Annotated in this window: 17 protein-coding genes; 4 read left to right on the top strand and 13 right to left on the bottom strand. The window is 35.1% G+C overall.

Annotated features, from left to right (window positions below):
- The 6 genes from ABY905_RS06450 to ABY905_RS06425 form a co-directional block, all read right to left on the bottom strand.
- Positions 1-1,167 (bottom strand): TolC family protein (locus ABY905_RS06450; protein ID WP_372641741.1); only part of this gene is annotated, 1,167 nt, incomplete at its 3' end.
- A gap of 47 nt (positions 1,168-1,214) precedes the next feature.
- Positions 1,215-2,375 (bottom strand): efflux RND transporter periplasmic adaptor subunit, encoded by a 1,161-nt coding sequence (locus tag ABY905_RS06445; RefSeq protein ID WP_372641739.1) that lies wholly within the window; start codon positions 2,373-2,375, stop codon positions 1,215-1,217.
- A gap of 36 nt (positions 2,376-2,411) precedes the next feature.
- Positions 2,412-3,659, bottom strand: coding sequence for an ABC transporter permease (locus ABY905_RS06440; RefSeq protein ID WP_372641737.1), 1,248 nt, complete (start codon positions 3,657-3,659; stop codon positions 2,412-2,414).
- A gap of 74 nt (positions 3,660-3,733) precedes the next feature.
- Positions 3,734-4,987, bottom strand: a complete 1,254-nt coding sequence (locus tag ABY905_RS06435; RefSeq protein ID WP_372641735.1) for an ABC transporter permease — start codon at positions 4,985-4,987, stop codon at positions 3,734-3,736.
- A gap of 25 nt (positions 4,988-5,012) precedes the next feature.
- Positions 5,013-5,741: an ABC transporter ATP-binding protein gene (locus ABY905_RS06430; protein ID WP_372641733.1), complete on the bottom strand. Its 729-nt coding sequence runs from the start codon at positions 5,739-5,741 to the stop codon at positions 5,013-5,015.
- A gap of 191 nt (positions 5,742-5,932) precedes the next feature.
- On the bottom strand, positions 5,933-6,067 hold the full coding sequence (locus ABY905_RS06425) for a hypothetical protein (protein WP_372641731.1): 135 nt from the start codon (positions 6,065-6,067) through the stop codon (positions 5,933-5,935).
- A gap of 149 nt (positions 6,068-6,216) precedes the next feature.
- On the opposite strand from ABY905_RS06425, the gene ABY905_RS06420 reads away from it, so the two are divergent.
- The 4 genes from ABY905_RS06420 to ABY905_RS06405 all read left to right on the top strand — a co-directional run bounded on the left by ABY905_RS06420 (position 6,217) and on the right by ABY905_RS06405 (position 10,590).
- Positions 6,217-7,560 carry a deoxyguanosinetriphosphate triphosphohydrolase gene (locus tag ABY905_RS06420; protein ID WP_372641729.1) on the top strand — a complete coding sequence of 448 codons (1,344 nt, stop codon included), beginning with the start codon at positions 6,217-6,219 and terminating at the stop codon, positions 7,558-7,560.
- Between the two features lie 11 nt (positions 7,561-7,571).
- The gene (locus ABY905_RS06415; protein WP_372641727.1) at positions 7,572-8,102 is read left to right on the top strand and encodes a hypothetical protein; all 531 of its coding nucleotides are present in this window, start codon (positions 7,572-7,574) and stop codon (positions 8,100-8,102) included.
- A gap of 187 nt (positions 8,103-8,289) precedes the next feature.
- The gene (purD, locus tag ABY905_RS06410) at positions 8,290-9,561 is read left to right on the top strand and encodes a phosphoribosylamine--glycine ligase (protein WP_372641725.1); all 1,272 of its coding nucleotides are present in this window, start codon (positions 8,290-8,292) and stop codon (positions 9,559-9,561) included.
- 54 nt (positions 9,562-9,615) lie between these two features.
- Complete coding sequence (locus tag ABY905_RS06405) at positions 9,616-10,590, top strand: hypothetical protein (protein WP_372641723.1); 975 nt, start codon at positions 9,616-9,618, stop codon at positions 10,588-10,590.
- A 286-nt stretch (positions 10,591-10,876) separates the two neighbouring features.
- Here the strand turns inward: ABY905_RS06405 and ABY905_RS06400 are convergent, their stop codons facing one another.
- The 7 genes from ABY905_RS06400 to tyrS all read right to left on the bottom strand — a co-directional run bounded on the left by ABY905_RS06400 (position 10,877) and on the right by tyrS (position 16,159).
- Positions 10,877-11,077, bottom strand: a complete 201-nt coding sequence (locus tag ABY905_RS06400; protein ID WP_372641721.1) for a PspC domain-containing protein — start codon at positions 11,075-11,077, stop codon at positions 10,877-10,879.
- A gap of 20 nt (positions 11,078-11,097) precedes the next feature.
- A complete protein-coding gene (locus ABY905_RS06395; RefSeq protein WP_372641719.1) occupies positions 11,098-11,580 on the bottom strand; it encodes a DUF4252 domain-containing protein in 483 nt (160 codons plus the stop codon).
- A gap of 106 nt (positions 11,581-11,686) precedes the next feature.
- A complete protein-coding gene (locus tag ABY905_RS06390) occupies positions 11,687-13,249 on the bottom strand; it encodes a PspC domain-containing protein (RefSeq protein WP_372641717.1) in 1,563 nt (520 codons plus the stop codon).
- A 99-nt stretch (positions 13,250-13,348) separates the two neighbouring features.
- Complete coding sequence (locus ABY905_RS06385; RefSeq protein WP_372641715.1) at positions 13,349-13,672, bottom strand: PadR family transcriptional regulator; 324 nt, start codon at positions 13,670-13,672, stop codon at positions 13,349-13,351.
- A 12-nt stretch (positions 13,673-13,684) separates the two neighbouring features.
- The gene (locus ABY905_RS06380; protein WP_372641713.1) at positions 13,685-14,044 is read right to left on the bottom strand and encodes a hypothetical protein; all 360 of its coding nucleotides are present in this window, start codon (positions 14,042-14,044) and stop codon (positions 13,685-13,687) included.
- A gap of 307 nt (positions 14,045-14,351) precedes the next feature.
- The gene (locus tag ABY905_RS06375; RefSeq protein WP_372641711.1) at positions 14,352-14,798 is read right to left on the bottom strand and encodes a hypothetical protein; all 447 of its coding nucleotides are present in this window, start codon (positions 14,796-14,798) and stop codon (positions 14,352-14,354) included.
- A gap of 68 nt (positions 14,799-14,866) precedes the next feature.
- Complete coding sequence (gene tyrS / locus ABY905_RS06370) at positions 14,867-16,159, bottom strand: tyrosine--tRNA ligase (protein WP_372641709.1); 1,293 nt, start codon at positions 16,157-16,159, stop codon at positions 14,867-14,869.
- Between the last annotated feature and the right edge of the window lie 109 nt (positions 16,160-16,268).

Genomic DNA, 16,268 nt, shown 5'->3' with positions numbered 1-16,268 from the left:
TTCGGTATAACGGAATGCCTCTTCAGTAGAAGAAACAGCCGTTTCACTTGAGAAATATTTTTTCATTGATGCAAGTGCATTCGCGTGAGCTTGTTCTATTTCTTTTCTTAAGATATTCTTAGTATTATCTAAATTCAATCTTGAACGGTCAATATTTATCCTCGCATTGCTAATATTACGATTAACAGTTCCTCCATTAAAAATTGGAATATTTAAAGATAATCCAACATATTTATTAACTCGATCTTTAAACTGATCTCCCAAACTAGCTGCAGAAAAACCATCCAACTTTTGATATTCGGTACTCCACCCAGCATTTAACACTAAACTTGGCATAAAACCTGATTTGGCAATATCTAGATCTTTTTCAGTACTCTCTAGACGTAGATTTGCAGCCTTAATTTCTGGCAAAGAAGCTAAGGCAATGTCATAAACAGAATTAGGATTCAACAATGAACGCCCTGAATCTAAAATCGGCAAAATAGGCATTTCAATATCAAAAGCTTCTGCCGAACTAAGGTCTAATAACTGGGCTAAATCAAGTAAAGAAAGATTTAAATTATTCTCACTGGTTACAACAGTTAATTCTTCCTGAGCTGCCTGAGCCTTCTGCTCCATTAAAGTTCCTTTAGGCAATGTTCCAGCCTCAACCAGAACTGAAGTCCTATCAATCTGAAGCTGAGTTATTTTCAACTGATCCTTAGCTACCTGTAGAAGTTCTTTTTTGAATAAAATATCCAAATAAAAAGATGCAATTCTTAAAGAAATATCATTACTCGTTTTCTCAATATCTTCTAAATAAGCTTGCCAATCAATATTTGCTTGCTTAATTGAATTCCTTTTCTGAAAACCTTCAAATAATGAAACACTAGACCTCACAGCAACATTGACATACTTAGAATTTATATCAGTATAAGTTCCTGTTTCTCTGTTTTCTGATCGACCCCAGTTACGGTTAAAACCTGAACTTGCATTCAAATTTGGCAATAAACTATACTTGGCTTGTTTGGCATTATTCTCTTGAATCCCTGCATCTAGCTTCTTCAACTGTAGCGCTATATTATGCTCCTTGGCATAATCAACACATTTCTTTAAATCCCACTTTTCCTGTGCATGTACACCAAAGCCTAAAGAGAATAAAAGAATGATTAAAAATATATTTTTCATATAATATTTAGTTTTTGTTTGCTTTCTTGACGAGAAGAAATTAAGATTTAATTATTCGTTTTTTTCTTTTTCTTCTTTTCCTCATCCTTCTTCCTCTTCATCTCTTTCATTCTCTCGATTTTTGACATCTTCTCTCCTTTAATCTTATCTTCTTTCGTTACTCCATCAAGAATTTCGATATTGATTCCGTCAGATAAGCCTGTCTTAACAAATCGCTTTTCAAAAACTTGAGGCTCGGTTTCAATATAAATAAAACTAGAATCGTTACTAAACTCTAATAGGCTTTCATTTACAGCCAATACTTTCTCTCTTTTTTCAAGAACAATTTCAGCATTAGCACTATATCCTGAACGAATAAAGTGTTTCTTACTTAATTCAACGGAAGCTTTAATTTCAAACTGAATAGCTCCATTTTCGGCAACACCTTTAGGTGAAATATATTCCAGATGAGCATTAAACTTGTAATCTTCGATAGCACCAATAGTCAATTGAAGATTCATGCCTTGCTTAATTTTTCCAACCTCAGTTTCATCAACTTTTCCCTGAAAAATCATTTCACCCATATCAGCAACAATAGCAATAGTAGTTCCTTCGTTAAAAGTATTACTCTGAATAACCGAGTAACCTTCTTTTACAGGTATATCAAGAATCATCCCTTCAATAGTTGAACGAATTATTGTATTGGTAGTAGCACCAGACTTCGATGTCACACCCTCTTTAATCAACTGAAGATTGTCTTTGGCTGATTTCAATTCTTCTTGTGCACTTCGGAAAGCTAAACTTGGCTTTTGAAAATCAGCTTCTGAAATCACTTTCCTTTCAAAAAGCAGCTTGTCACGATTATAATTAATTTGAGCATCTTCAAAATTGATTTGAGCTCTATCCACTCGCGACTCTGCTGCATTCAGGTTGATCATATCAGGAATAATCTTGATCTTGGCAATCTTATCACCCTTCTTCAACATTTGCCCAGCCTCAACAAATAGAGTCTCAACAATACCAGATACACCTTGAGGTTTAATCTGAATCTCTTTACGAGGAATTACTGAGCCAGTGGCAACAGTTTTCTTAATAATATCCGTAATCTCTGCAGATTTTGTATCATAAATCTCAGGTTTCTCTTGTGATTTATTGTAAAGGAAAAAAATGGTTCCTACAAACAGACCGATAAAGAATACGATCAATACAATTCTAAAAACTTTTTTCATATCAAATGTTATTTCAAGGGTTATATCAAGTGTTATTTATTCGTAACGTAAGGCATCTACGGGTTTAATTCTCATCGCTTTTTGTGCTGGTAACAATCCGGCAAAACAGCCAAACACAACCAAAACTCCAAGCGCGATAAAGGCTACTTTTATGTCGACATATGGATTTAAAATCATTTGATTAGAATCTCCAGCCATTTTACCAGCTCCTTCAACAATCAGAACGCCTATAACCAAACCCCAAAAGCCTGAAAAAGTGGTCAGGAAAACAGCCTCAGTAACAATTTGGCTAATTATGGATAGAGGACTGGCACCAAGAGCACGTTTCACGCCAATTTCACGAGTTCGTTCCTTTACGACAACATGCATAATGTTGCTGACACCAATAATTCCGGTAATTAAAACACCAAAGCCAATCACCCAAAACAAGAAGCCAATACTATTGAATAGCCCAAAGAGTTTATTAAAAAGCTTAGCCAGATTAAAATGCCCGAAAGCTTCTTTATCCTCAGGGTTAATCTTATGACGGCGAGCAAGCAAACTGATAATTTCATCTTCTAATTCGTCTACAGATTCTCCAACTTTTGCAGTTGCCATAAAAACGTTGAACTTCTCCCCTCGGTTATAAATTTTTTGTAGTGTTGTGTTTGGCATTTGAACGATATCATCGTTCATCCCCATAATTCGGCTTAATGGTTTAACAGTACCAATAATTTGAAAGAAGATACCATTAATTTTCAGGTACTGTCCCAGAGGTTCCTCATCATCCTCAAACATAAGTTCAACTGCGCGTGGACCTATCGTTATGACTTTCCTCATTTCTTTCAAGTCGTTTTCATTGATAAATCGTCCTGAGAGAACTTCCACCGGAATCACTTTATTCATCTCAGGTGAAGAGCCCTTGATTCTGAAATTCCCTTTTTTCTCTTTATTAAAAGTATTATACGGATCTCCATTGCTCCAGGCATTAATTTCCGGAGCAACATTCTCAATTCCGGAGATGGATTGTTTCATTGCAATCAGATCTGAATTTTCGAACTGAAAACTACGATGTCTAGGTAGGCCTTTATAAGGTTTTGTTGTTCTCTCGGTCCAAAAAATAGTCGAATTCGTTGCCAAATTCCCTAGGTTTGATTTCATTTTGTTTTGAAAACCCATTCCTAGCCCCAAAAGAGTGACTAATATAAGAATCCCAAACATAACTCCTGAGCCTGTCAGAGCCGTTCTTAATTTATTTTTCTTGAGGGCAGAAGTAATTTCCTGCCATTTATCTAAATCGAACATTCTTTTGTTTTTTTTGATTTTGACTCGAATCTCTTTGAGATAAGATTCCTTTCAATTACTTACTTAAAAAGAAACTATTCATCCCTCAATGCTTCAATCGGTCGAATAGAGGCAGCTCTACGAGCAGGAAAAAAACCTGCCAAAGCACCTGTTATTACAAGAACAATTGTTGCACCAACAGCAATTCCCATATCAACTTGTGGATTTAAAAAATAAATTGCCGCTGGAGGATATAGTTTTTCAATAAGATTAAATTTTGAAATCGTCTCAAGTAGTCCGACTCCGGCAATCAAACCAACATAGCCCGAAGCAGCTGTAATAAAAATAGCTTCCATCAAAACAAGCGAAACAACAGAAATTGGAGATGCTCCAATAGCTTTTCGAATACCGATTTCTTTGGTTCGTTCTTTCACAACAATCATCATAATATTGAAGACTCCAATAACCCCCAGTAAAATGGTAAAAACCCCTATGATCCAAACAAACTTCTCAATACCACTAAACAAGTCTGCAAATCCTTTAGATTGTTCAATACTATTCTGAATCCATAAAGCATTTTTATCTTCCCTGCTGAAATTGTGTCTCGCAGCCATTTGATATGTAATCTGTCTTTCAATGTCTTTACTTTCCTCTAAAGAAACGTCATTAAGAGTAAAAGAAATCCGTTGAAGATGATCGTTATTATTGAAAATTTTCTGAGCGACTGTAATCGGAATATAAATATCTCGAGAATTCCCGTTAAAATCTTTCTTAGAAAAGATCCCAACAACTTTAAACTTGATCTCATTAATATTTATGTATTTACCTATAGAAGTCTCTTTGGGAAACAATATTTTTTCTACTTCATCTTGAATAATTACAACTTTTCGATAATCTTTTATGTCCTTTTTATTTAGAAAGCGCCCTTTTAGAATATCGAAATTCGTAATCTCCTGATACGTATCGTGAATTGGAGAAACATTAAAATTGCCAAAATTATCTTTATAGGATATAACCTCTGCACCTGGAATATAACTCATTGCTGAGATAGCATCCATCTTTTCTATAGATTTCTTTAGACTCAGCAAATCAGCATTTTTCATCTGAATCCGTTTCCCTTCAGGAGTCCCCTTATATGCCTTAGTGGTTCGTCCACCCCATATCTGCATACTGTTTGTAGCATCCTGAGCGAAAACATCTTTCATCCCATTACGCAAACCTCTTCCAGCACCTAGAAGGAAAATCAGCATAAAGATTCCTGTTGCTACAGAAAATCCAGTAAGAAAGGTTCGGGTTTTATTTTTTCTAATGGTACTGAAGATCTCGTTCCATTTATCTCTATCAAACATAGTCTGAAATTAAAATTCTCGTAAATTACTCAGTGATTTTTTCTTTTTTGATAATCGAAGTGACATCACTCAGTTGGTGATTGTGCTCAACGATAGATTCAATTATTCCATCTTTTAAGTTGATCACTTTATCAGTCATCTCAGCAATATCAGTTTCGTGAGTAACAATGATCACGGTAATTCCGGTTCTATTAATTTCTCTAAGCAATTCCATTACTTCAAGCGAAGTTTGAGAATCTAAAGCTCCAGTAGGCTCATCGGCAAGGATGATCTTTGGATTGGTAATCATTGCTCTTGAAATAGCGACTCTCTGCTTCTGTCCACCCGACAATTCATTTGGCATATGCTCTGCCCATTCCTTCAATCCCATTTTATCGAGATATTCAACAGCAATCTTATTACGTTTTTTACGAGGAACCTTTTGGTAATATAATGGAAGTGCCACATTCTCCATGGCATTCTTAAACGAAATCAGGTTAAATGATTGAAAAACAAACCCCAATAAGTTATTTCTAAGCTTTGCAGCCTTAGTTTCACTCATTGCTTTTATTTCCTGATCATTCAGAATATAGGTTCCGTCATCATGAGTATCCAAAAGGCCTAAGATATTTAGAAGTGTAGACTTTCCTGAGCCCGAAGACCCCATAATAGAAATTAATTCGCCTTCTTTTATATGCAAATCAATTCCCTTAAGAACATGCAGCTTATTCGCACCCGTAATATAAGACTTGTGAATATTTTTTAATCGGATCATAATAGTTAGTATTTTTAATTGCTTCTCAGATCGAATCGAAATTTGGTCAGCATTTCGATATCTAATATTAAAGATTTAAGGGTTATTATCAAACAATTTTAGATAAACGTCCGATTAACTCGGTGAACGTCATGCTAAAGTTAAGATAAGTATCTCGTCTAATTAAGTTAAAATAGATTAAAATACACATTTTAGGTGTTTCTAGAACCAATAGTCATGCCAGCAATCACAAACAAATACAAACCAGACATATAGTGAGTATTGCTGAACAAAACAATATGAACAACTTGTCCGATATCAATACGCCAGCGTCCGATAATGAACACCTTTTATGTACACAAGTTTAAATTATAAAAAAACTGTGAATTCAACTTAAATGATTAAAAGAACATGGGGGATTTAGTGTAATTTAGCTTCGATTAAATCACAAAGTGATTTATGATGACGAATTTTAGTCGAAATTCAACAATATAACATGAACTGGAACCAACTATTATCTGCCAAGCGCTTCGGTCAGGAAGATCGTATCGTAATAAACCAACACGAAATTAGATCTCAATTTCAAAGGGATTACGATCGCTTAATTTTCTCATCACCCTTCAGAAGGCTTCAAAATAAAACGCAAGTATTTCCTCTCCCTGGCAGTATCTTTGTTCACAATAGACTGACCCACAGCTTAGAAGTCTCAAGCGTAGGACGCTCGTTAGGTAATCTATTGACGGAGAAACTAGCCAGTTCACAGAAATATGAAAATAACCCTTATCTGGATGGAATCGGCAATATTGTTGCAACAGCCTGCTTGGCTCATGATTTAGGTAATCCGCCTTTCGGACATTCAGGAGAAGAAGCCCTATCCCATTACTTCACTCATGGCGAAGGTAAAAAGCTTGAAGCTAAATTCTCGAAAGAACAGTGGGCAGATCTTTGTAATTTCGAAGGTAATGCCAATGCCTTTCGCCTTTTAACTCACACATTAAATGGTAGAAGAACAGGTGGTTTTGCACTAACATACTCGAGCATTGCATCTATAATCAAATACCCATGGGAAGCTTATAAAATTCCTGAAGTTGGGAAACGCAAATACGGTTTTTTCAATACTGAAAAAGAGAACTACCTGAAAGTTGCCAAAGAACTAGGTATACCCGAAATTAAGTCAGGAATTTTTGCTCGCCATCCACTTGTATATTTAGTTGAAGCTGCCGATGATATTTGCTATCAAATAATGGATATTGAGGATGCTCACAAACTAAAAATCCTGACCACAGAAGAGACAAAACATCTATTGTTGAATTTTTACGACAAAACTGAAGATATCAATTCACTTGATCGAATATCTGAAACCTGCGAAGAAGTTAGTGACACCAATGAACAAATTGCTTACATCAGAGCCGGTGTAATTGGGAAATTAATCAAGGAGTGTGTCACCGTTTTCATTAATAATGAAGATAAGATAATGGCTGGTAAGTTTACATCGACACTTATTAAAGAGGTTTCTGAAAGTTCAAAACTTGCTTATAAGGAATGTACAAGAATCGCTATATCAAAAATCTACAAACATCGCTCAGTACTCGAAATTGAGTTAGCTGGCTATAAAATTTTAGGAACCTTACTGAAAGAATTTGTAGAAGCCATCCTTAATCCTAATAGCTTTTACTCAGAAAAACTCTTATCACTAATTCCCGAACAATACAGCCATAAAGGGAATGATGACTATTTAAAAATCATGTCAGTTTTGGATTTTGTCTCTGGAATGACCGATGTTTTTGCCCTTGATCTATACAGAACAATAAAAGGTATAAAACTTCCAGATACCTACTAAAAATACTAGAAATGAAAAATATAAAATCTAAAGTCCTCGGCTTTCTTGTCCTGTTTAGCATTTGCTCTACTGTTCAAGCTCAGATAAATTGGACAAGAACTAAATCTGAGAAATCGAAAATCAGTTTCGAGCTGCCAGAGACTCCTTACATCAGAAATCAAGAACTTAATGGCATAAAGTCAGAAGTTTTCTCGCATCGAGATGCTGCAAATATATATGGTATTGTGGCTTCTGATTTTTCGGGCATTAATGTTGATTTTAATCATTCTGACCCTTCAGAATATTATACCCAAATGAAAGAAGGAAGTCTACTGAGTAGTGATGCGATTTTGGTTTCAGAGCAAAGTGTGACTTATCAGAGGATGTTAGGAAAAGAAATTATCTACACCATGATGGTTGGGAAGCACGAATTCACCTACTTCAAACGCTTCTTTTTTAGAGGTCATTTCATCTATCAGATTACCATTGGCGGTCCTACTAGAATGAAACAAGTGCTACTTGATAAAAAGCAGATTTTCTTTAAATCTCTACAATTCGAATAGTTCGACTTAGCATTCTTAAAAAAATAGCTTTTCACAATTTGTTTAATCATATCATTCCGTAAATTTGCTCTTTCAAAACGAACATCTTCAGATGATGTATTTTTGAAAACAAAATTCGAAATATAAACCATTCTATAAATTCATTGAAACGCCACTAGTTAACAACTGGGTCGTCTAAATTTTGCACATGAAAGTACTTGTATTAGGATCAGGAGGAAGAGAACATGCCTTTGCATGGAAACTCGCTCAAAGCAGTAAGCTAGAAAAATTATATGTTGCTCCAGGAAATGCTGGAACTGGAGAGATTGCTGAAAATGTTAACATCAATCCAAACGATTTTGAAAAGGTGAAAACTTTTGTTCTTGATAAAGCAATCGATATGGTTATTGTTGGTCCTGAAGATCCTTTGGTAAATGGAATTCACGACTTTTTCTTAGCTGACGAAAAGCTCAAACAAATTGCTGTTATTGGCCCTGAAAAAGCCGCAGCACAAATGGAAGGCAGTAAGGATTTTGCAAAAGCTTTCATGGCTCGACATAAGATTCCAACGTCTCAATACAGAAGTATTACATCTGAAAACCTTGAAGAAGGTTACCAATTTCTCGAAAGCTTAAAAGCTCCTTACGTGCTGAAAGCAGATGGATTGGCTGCTGGTAAAGGTGTTTTGATTATCGATAATCTTGAAGAAGCCAAAAATTCACTTAAGGAAATGATTGGAGGCATGTTTGGCTCTGCCAGTGCTACTGTTGTTATAGAAGAATTTTTATCTGGAATAGAACTTTCTGTTTTTGTACTGACAGATGGTAAAAATTATAAAGTTCTAGCTGAGGCAAAGGATTACAAAAGAATTGGCGAAGGCGACACTGGATTAAACACGGGTGGCATGGGAGCTATTTCTCCTGTTCATTTTGCCAATGAAGAATTCATGAGCAAGGTTGAAGAACGTGTTATCAAGCCAACCATTGATGGTTTCCAAAAAGATAAAACACCATTTGTTGGTTTCGTCTTTATTGGTTTAATGAAGGTCGACAACGATCCTTTCGTTATCGAATATAATGTACGAATGGGTGATCCTGAAACTGAGGTTGTTTTACCACGTATCAAGTCTGATTTTCTGGAATTAATGATAGCTGTTGCAGATAAAAAGCTAGATCAATTCGAATTGGAATTAGATGAAAGAACAGTAACAACTGTTATGCTTGTATCTGGTGGCTATCCTGAAGCTTATGAAAAAGGAAAGCATATCAGTGGTCTCGATCAGGTTTCTGACAGTCTGGTTTTCCATGCCGGAACAACAAATAACAACAATGATGTTGTGACTAATGGTGGACGTGTTATTGCTGTGAGTTCTTACGGAGATAACCTTGCTAATGCGCTTGAGAAATCATTCCTAAATGCTGAGAAGATCCAATTCGAAGGTAAATATTACAGAAAAGATATTGGTTTCGATTTACAATAGTCGAATGGCTTACAATTGAGTTTGCAAAGAAGTTGAATATTTAAAATCACAATAATGCTATTAAAAGTTTTAAGAAGACGCTCACCTATTTATTTCATTCTTATTCCTATTATTGCTTTATTATTATGGCTAAATGCATTTCAGAATCCTGTTTTATTAGCAGAATATTCCATGCAAATGCCCCTTTACCAAACCATACTTTGCATACTCAATTGTAATCCTTTACATCTAAACATATTCGGTTATCTGGTTATTCTAATAATATCCTATAGCCTCATCCAACTCAATGAACAGTTTATATTTATAAAACAACGCACCGATCTACCGTCTGCTTTATTTATACTACTTGCTTCATGTGCAATATTGGCTAATGGACTTCACCCAGCCCTTATTAGTGCACTATTCCTACTGCTCTCTTTAAACCGCATCTTTAAAATTTATCATGGCAGTCAGAGTATTGCATCTTCGTTTGATGCTGGCTTACTTATAGGTTTAGCCAGTTTATTTTATCTACCAACAAGTCTTTTCTTTTTCTGGTTTATTTGGGCTTTGATTATACTTGGTTCTTTTCGAATAAGAGAATTCCTAGGAGGTTTACTCGGTTTTATCACACCCTTTTTTTTTATCTGTTGTTGGTATTTTTGGCAAGGAAATCTAGAAACTTTTCTAGAACATTCTAAAATGATTTTTGCTAGTCATGAGCATATAGCAAGTTTCTCAATCGCTCAAATTCTATTCTGGGTATTTCTAGCTTTACTAAGTCTGATTTCTATTTTCTTCACCATATGGGGATTTGAAGAAAAACGAGTTCGTTCTCGAAAATACCTCATCATTCTTGTCGCACTATTCATTACTAGTGTTGCTTCTGGTATACTTTTCCCTTCTTCTATATTAGCTCAAACTCTTATCGCTGCAGTACCACTTTCTTACATCTTCAGTTACTTTTTTGTCATGAACCGTAATTCTAAGATCTCCGAAATTCTATTTGGTATATTAGTCCTAGGCTGTTTATTACTAAAGCTATTATAGGCTACAAATACTCTCATTGAGAATTCTACAAGAATGCACTTACTTTCCTATTCGAAAATACACCTAAGTATTTTCCGATTTTGCACTAGTGTATTTTCAAACAAGACACATAAGTATTTTCCAAAAATACACTAGTGTATTTTTCAATCTGGTAATATTCTCTTCGTAAACTCTAAGAATAGTCATAAAAAAATAGAGCAAACAAATTAAATTGCTTGCTCTATTAACTCAATATAACCTCCTTTGAAAAAGACCAAACTCAGGAGGCATGAGTCTTTTGTCTATCTCAATCGACAACCCTTACAGGATTATCGGGCAGTATTAATGCCATAATTAAATAGCCGATCAACAAGAATGGATTGAATAAGCATAACATCAGAAAAATAGCTCTAACAATCACAGGATCGAGCTCGGGATTAATATAATGCGACAAGCCACCGCAAACCCCTGCTACTTTTTTATCGCTTGATTTATAAAGTCGTTGCATATCTCTTAATTTAAGGTTTCTTAATCGAACTTGTAATGCGATAGTGTTTTCAACTCATCAATATGGAAATCACCAAAGAATGAAACTAATGAAGTACGGGTTCCATTATAATGTAAAAGGTGGAATTCACTAAAACGTTTCTTCTTGCCCAAGGCAAAAAAGTAAACTTCATCAGAATCATCATCCTTCTCAACATCCTTTAGAACTTGTTTGTATTTACCCGATGTCAATTCAGAAATAACATGCCTTTTAAACTTAATTCCTCTTCCATCCTCGTGCTTATAACTTAATAGCTTAATGCCATCACAATCACCCGATATATTCTTTTCTATTTCATCCTCGTCAACTTCAAAATCCAGATTTTTCAGAAAATCGCCAGAGAAACCAAAACTGCTGAACTCATCGTATTTTGAATATTTTTCGTGTAGTTTTTCTCCCTTTGTTTGTGCATTTACAAGTACTGGAAAAAGGATTACCATTAATATAATTGCTACTTTTTTCATTTTTCTAATTTTTAGATTAAAATCTAATGACAAGCATCAGTCACATTTGACCAAAATGAACTCATGCTTTGTCATCAACTAGATTACTATATATAAAGCCATGAGCTTAATCACGAGATAATGTCAATCCTTCTTTTTTCATGATCCATTTCTTCCCTCCCATATCTCGGTCATATGTATTTGTTACGTTTTTTACATCATCCAAAATATCATCAACTTCTTCATCAATGAACACAGCCTTACCTTCTGGAACTTTTAAGACGATATGTAGCTTCTGATTTCTCCACTTATCGCCAACAGGCAAGGTGAAATACTCGTCAAGAATTAATAAAGAATCAACCTGTTTCCATGAATATTTGATTTCTTCAGCATTTTCGACAGCATCATCGTGAGTTCGTCCTCTTGAATTTTTCTTCATGATAATCTCAAAATTATCAGAACTACTCTTTTCAATATCAAGTGTCGGTTCACCCAGAACGAGTTTCTCATCATCCTTCACAATGATTTTTACACCATCCAAATCGACATTAGCATCGTGCCAATTGAAATCGATATTTTTCTCTGATCTTATATAAAGTGTTTTACCATCAAAATTGTCCAGAATTTCGGTATCAGCATAAGTTGTTCCACTGCTTATGTATGATTTTGCTTGAGAAAGCCCTACCGAGATCATAAGAACAATACCTCCTAGCCAAAGAGCTAAAGCAGTAAGACCGATCGCCTTATTATTTGTTTTAAACTTGACTAGTAACTTAATTCCTACAAAAATGAGTAGTATTAAAGGAATTCCAATGACAAGCGTCAAACCAAGAGAAAATAATTTGATTCCCATACCTGTAAAGAACATGTCAGGCATAAAAGCTCCAGGGAAATGCATCCCTGCAAATGGACCAACTACTGTTGTTGTGAAAATAAGGGAGCCCAGGAATGTTAGAAGGGAGATAATACCTGCAATAATTAAGCCTAGTCCTAAAATTATTAGTACAACTTTCAAAAACAGACGTAGAGCTGATCCTGCAAAATTAACACCTTTATCAAAACCATCTCGAACTTGAGGACCTCTCTTTTCGCGCATACTATCGAAGTTCTCTTTCACTTCCTGATATTCATCCTTAATCGATTTCTCTATATTAGATATATTAACCCTTTCACCTTTCATCTCAAGTTTCTGAGCCGTTGTAGTAGCCTTAGGTACAACTATCCAAAGAATAATATAAAGGATAAATGAAGCTCCAGCTCCAAGGAACAGTAACAAAACAAAAATTAATCGAATAACAACGACATCAATACCGAAATAGGCCGATATACCGCTAGCAACACCGCCAAATACACGATGATCTGGATCACGGAACAGTCTTCTTTTACGGTAAGGTTTTTTAGCTCCAACAACTTCTTCTTCGTTATCTGTCTCAAAAATCTCCTCTGGTTTCCCCATAATTGAGATCACCTCACCAATCATTGTCTCTGTCACAACCTGATCCTTCGAGCTTAGCTTCTCGTTGAAAATTTCGGAAATTCGAGATTCAATATCTGCAACAATTTCACGTCCTTCTTCATTCGCACCATAATGAGCATTAATGCTGCGTAGATAAACCTGGAGTTTTTGGTAAGCATCTTCGTCTATATGAAAGATGCTACCACTAATGTTTATTGTGAATGTCTTTTTCATCTTTTTTTATTTTAATATTTAAATACCGTCTAGAAATAAACTCTTACACTTCTAGTGGCATTACAAATAATTTCAAATACTCTTTTTTTAGTTTGATGCTTAAGCTTGAATGGTTGTAACAGCATCTACAAGTTCTTGCCACGAACTATCTAGTTCTCCAAGAAAGGCCCGACCTGTATCGGTAATACCATAATACTTACGAGGTGGTCCTTGAGTCGATTCTTCCCAGCGATAACTGAGTAATCCGTCATTTTTAAGGCGTGTTAGTAGGGGATAAAGCGTTCCTTCCACAACTATCATCTTGGCTTCCTTAAGCTTCTTAATAATATCTGAAGCGTAAGCGTCATTTTTAGAGACTATGGAAAGAATACAATATTCCAATACTCCTTTTCGCATCTGTGCTTTCGTATTTTCTATCTTCATTTGGAATATGTTTTAAATTCTTGTTTGAATTATTACAGGCTTATTTCTAAAATTATTCTTTTTAATTTTCTTTAAAGAGCTTCGATCCAATTCTGGGATGGCGGAGTTTTTGGAGCTCTTCATTTTACTTTTGACTTCAAGTTTGTTTTTCAAACTGTCTCCTTTAGATGTTTCATTCTCCTCTGATGACCAATCAGCTTCAAAAAAATAATCTAAACTAAACCAGTTGTTAAATGTGTACTGCGTATCTGACTCCAATAAAGAGAAAACGGAATTATTAGCTTGAATCAATTGTGATTTCAAAATTGTTGGGCTAATGAAGAATCCGATCAGCATGCAAATAATCATGATTCTATTTATTTTCCTTTTCATTTCAAATACATTTTCATACAATACCATCCCAAACACACTTGCTTGTTATACCAAATATACGAATTAAAAATAGTAATATGCAATACATAGTACCATATAACATTTGCATTCTATCCAAAAAGCCTAATTATATTGAGCTTTTGAAGCCTGTTTTTTTTGAAAAAAAATTAGAAAGATGTTCTTAAAGGCTTAATTTGAGCATAAATATGGAATAAGCATATTCAAAAAAACTTCAGTCAGGCCAGATTTGAGCATAAAAAAAGACCTGAGCAATGCTCAGGTCTTAAATTCTATATTAAATCAAAATTTACTCAACTTTGATATAAAATGTCTTAGTCGTAGGATTATCAGAATTGTCAATTACAGTACAAGTCATGGTATACTCATTAGCTGGAGCACCTGCTAAAGTTTCAATTGCGAAACTAACAGCTGATTCTGACTTATCCAGAACAGATCCCGAAGAAGGTTTCTTACTATTTAGCTTCTCATTGAAATCTAGAATAAAGTCATTAACTGTCTTGGCTTTCTCTCCTAGATTTGTAAATGAAATTGATTTTAATTTCTTATTATCACTTAAAGTACCACTGAAAGTTACAGCTTGACCAGCTGTAATCGTAGTCGGTGAAGCAGCATTTGTACTTGGGCTTGTGAATTTTACTTCGGGAGCTGTTTCATCAGCACCATCTCCGCCTCCGCCGCAACTTAACAAACCTAAAGCGAAAATCAAGATCAATGTGTAATTTAAAATCTTCATAATTTAATATTGAATTAGTTGGTTAGTCTTAATTTAGAAGAATATAAAACTAATCTATATTTATCATATTAGCAAGCTACGATAAGGAAATAATTCTTTTTCCCTTTCTGGACTAATAAATATTTATCAGCAATAAGGTGTTCTTTAGTCACGATCAATTCAGCATTAGACTCTTTTTCCTTATTTAGACTAATTGCATTTCCCTTAAACAGACGTCTTACCTCCCCTTTCGATGGGAAAACTTCAGCTTTAACAGCTAAAAGTTCTACGACATCAACACCATTTTCAAATTCTGATTTATCAACATTAAACTGAGGCACACCTTCGAATACTGAAAGAAAAGTATCTTCATCAAGCTTACGCAGAGCATCAGCTGTAGCACGTCCAAATAGAATTTGAGATGCTTCGACGGCCATATTGTAATCCTCTTCAGAGTGAATCATGATTGTCACTTCCTTTGCAAGGCGTTGTTGCAATTTACGCATATGTGGCGCCTCTTTGTGCTCTTCTACTAAAGCGGCTATTTCTTCACGCGAAATAAGGGTGAAAATCTTAATATATTTCTCTGCATCAGCATCGGTTGTATTCAACCAAAACTGGTAAAATTTATATGGTGATGTGTATTTAGGATCAAGCCAAATGTTTCCTGACTCAGTTTTACCAAACTTACCACCATCGGCTTTTGTAATCAAAGGACAAGTAATTGCCCAGGCTTGACCACCTTCTTTACGACGAATTAATTCAGTTCCAGTAGTGATATTTCCCCACTGATCTGAACCACCCATCTGAAGCTTACAATTCTTTGATTTATATAATTCAAGGAAATCAGTTCCTTGAACCAACTGATAGGTAAACTCAGTAAAAGACATCCCTGCATTTGAATCGGCACTTAAACGCTTCTTCACAGAATCTTTACTCATCATGTAATTCACAGGAATATGCTTTCCGATATCACGAATGAAATCTAAAAATGAAAAGTCCTTCATCCAATCGTAATTATTCACCATCTCAGCAGCATTGACTGCATCAGAATCGAAATCAAGGAATCCTGCTAGCTGAGCTCTCAAACATTCCTGATTATGACGCAATGTCTCCTCATCAAGTAAGTTTCTTTCCTGAGATTTTCCAGAAGGATCACCAATCATACCTGTAGCACCACCAACCAAAACAATAGGCTTATGACCAGCTACCTGAAAATGCTTAAGCATCATCACACCTACCAGGTGTCCAATATGTAAAGAATCAGCAGTAGGATCGATTCCCACGTATGCCGATGTCAATTCTTTCTCCAATTGTTCTTCTATACCTGGCATCATATCGTGAATCATGCCACGCCACTGTAATTCTTCTATAAAACTCATCTTTATCGTATTTTATGTCCCTGTAGGATTCTGTTATGCTATAATTATTTTCGGATGACAAAGATAAGAATTTTACCTTTGTATCCTTATATCGTTCATCTATTCAACT

It is taken from the genome of Ancylomarina sp. (assembly GCF_041555295.1).
In the GTDB taxonomy this organism is placed as follows: Bacteria; Bacteroidota; Bacteroidia; order Bacteroidales; family Marinifilaceae; genus Ancylomarina.
This window is presented reverse-complemented; position numbering and strand designations above follow the sequence as displayed.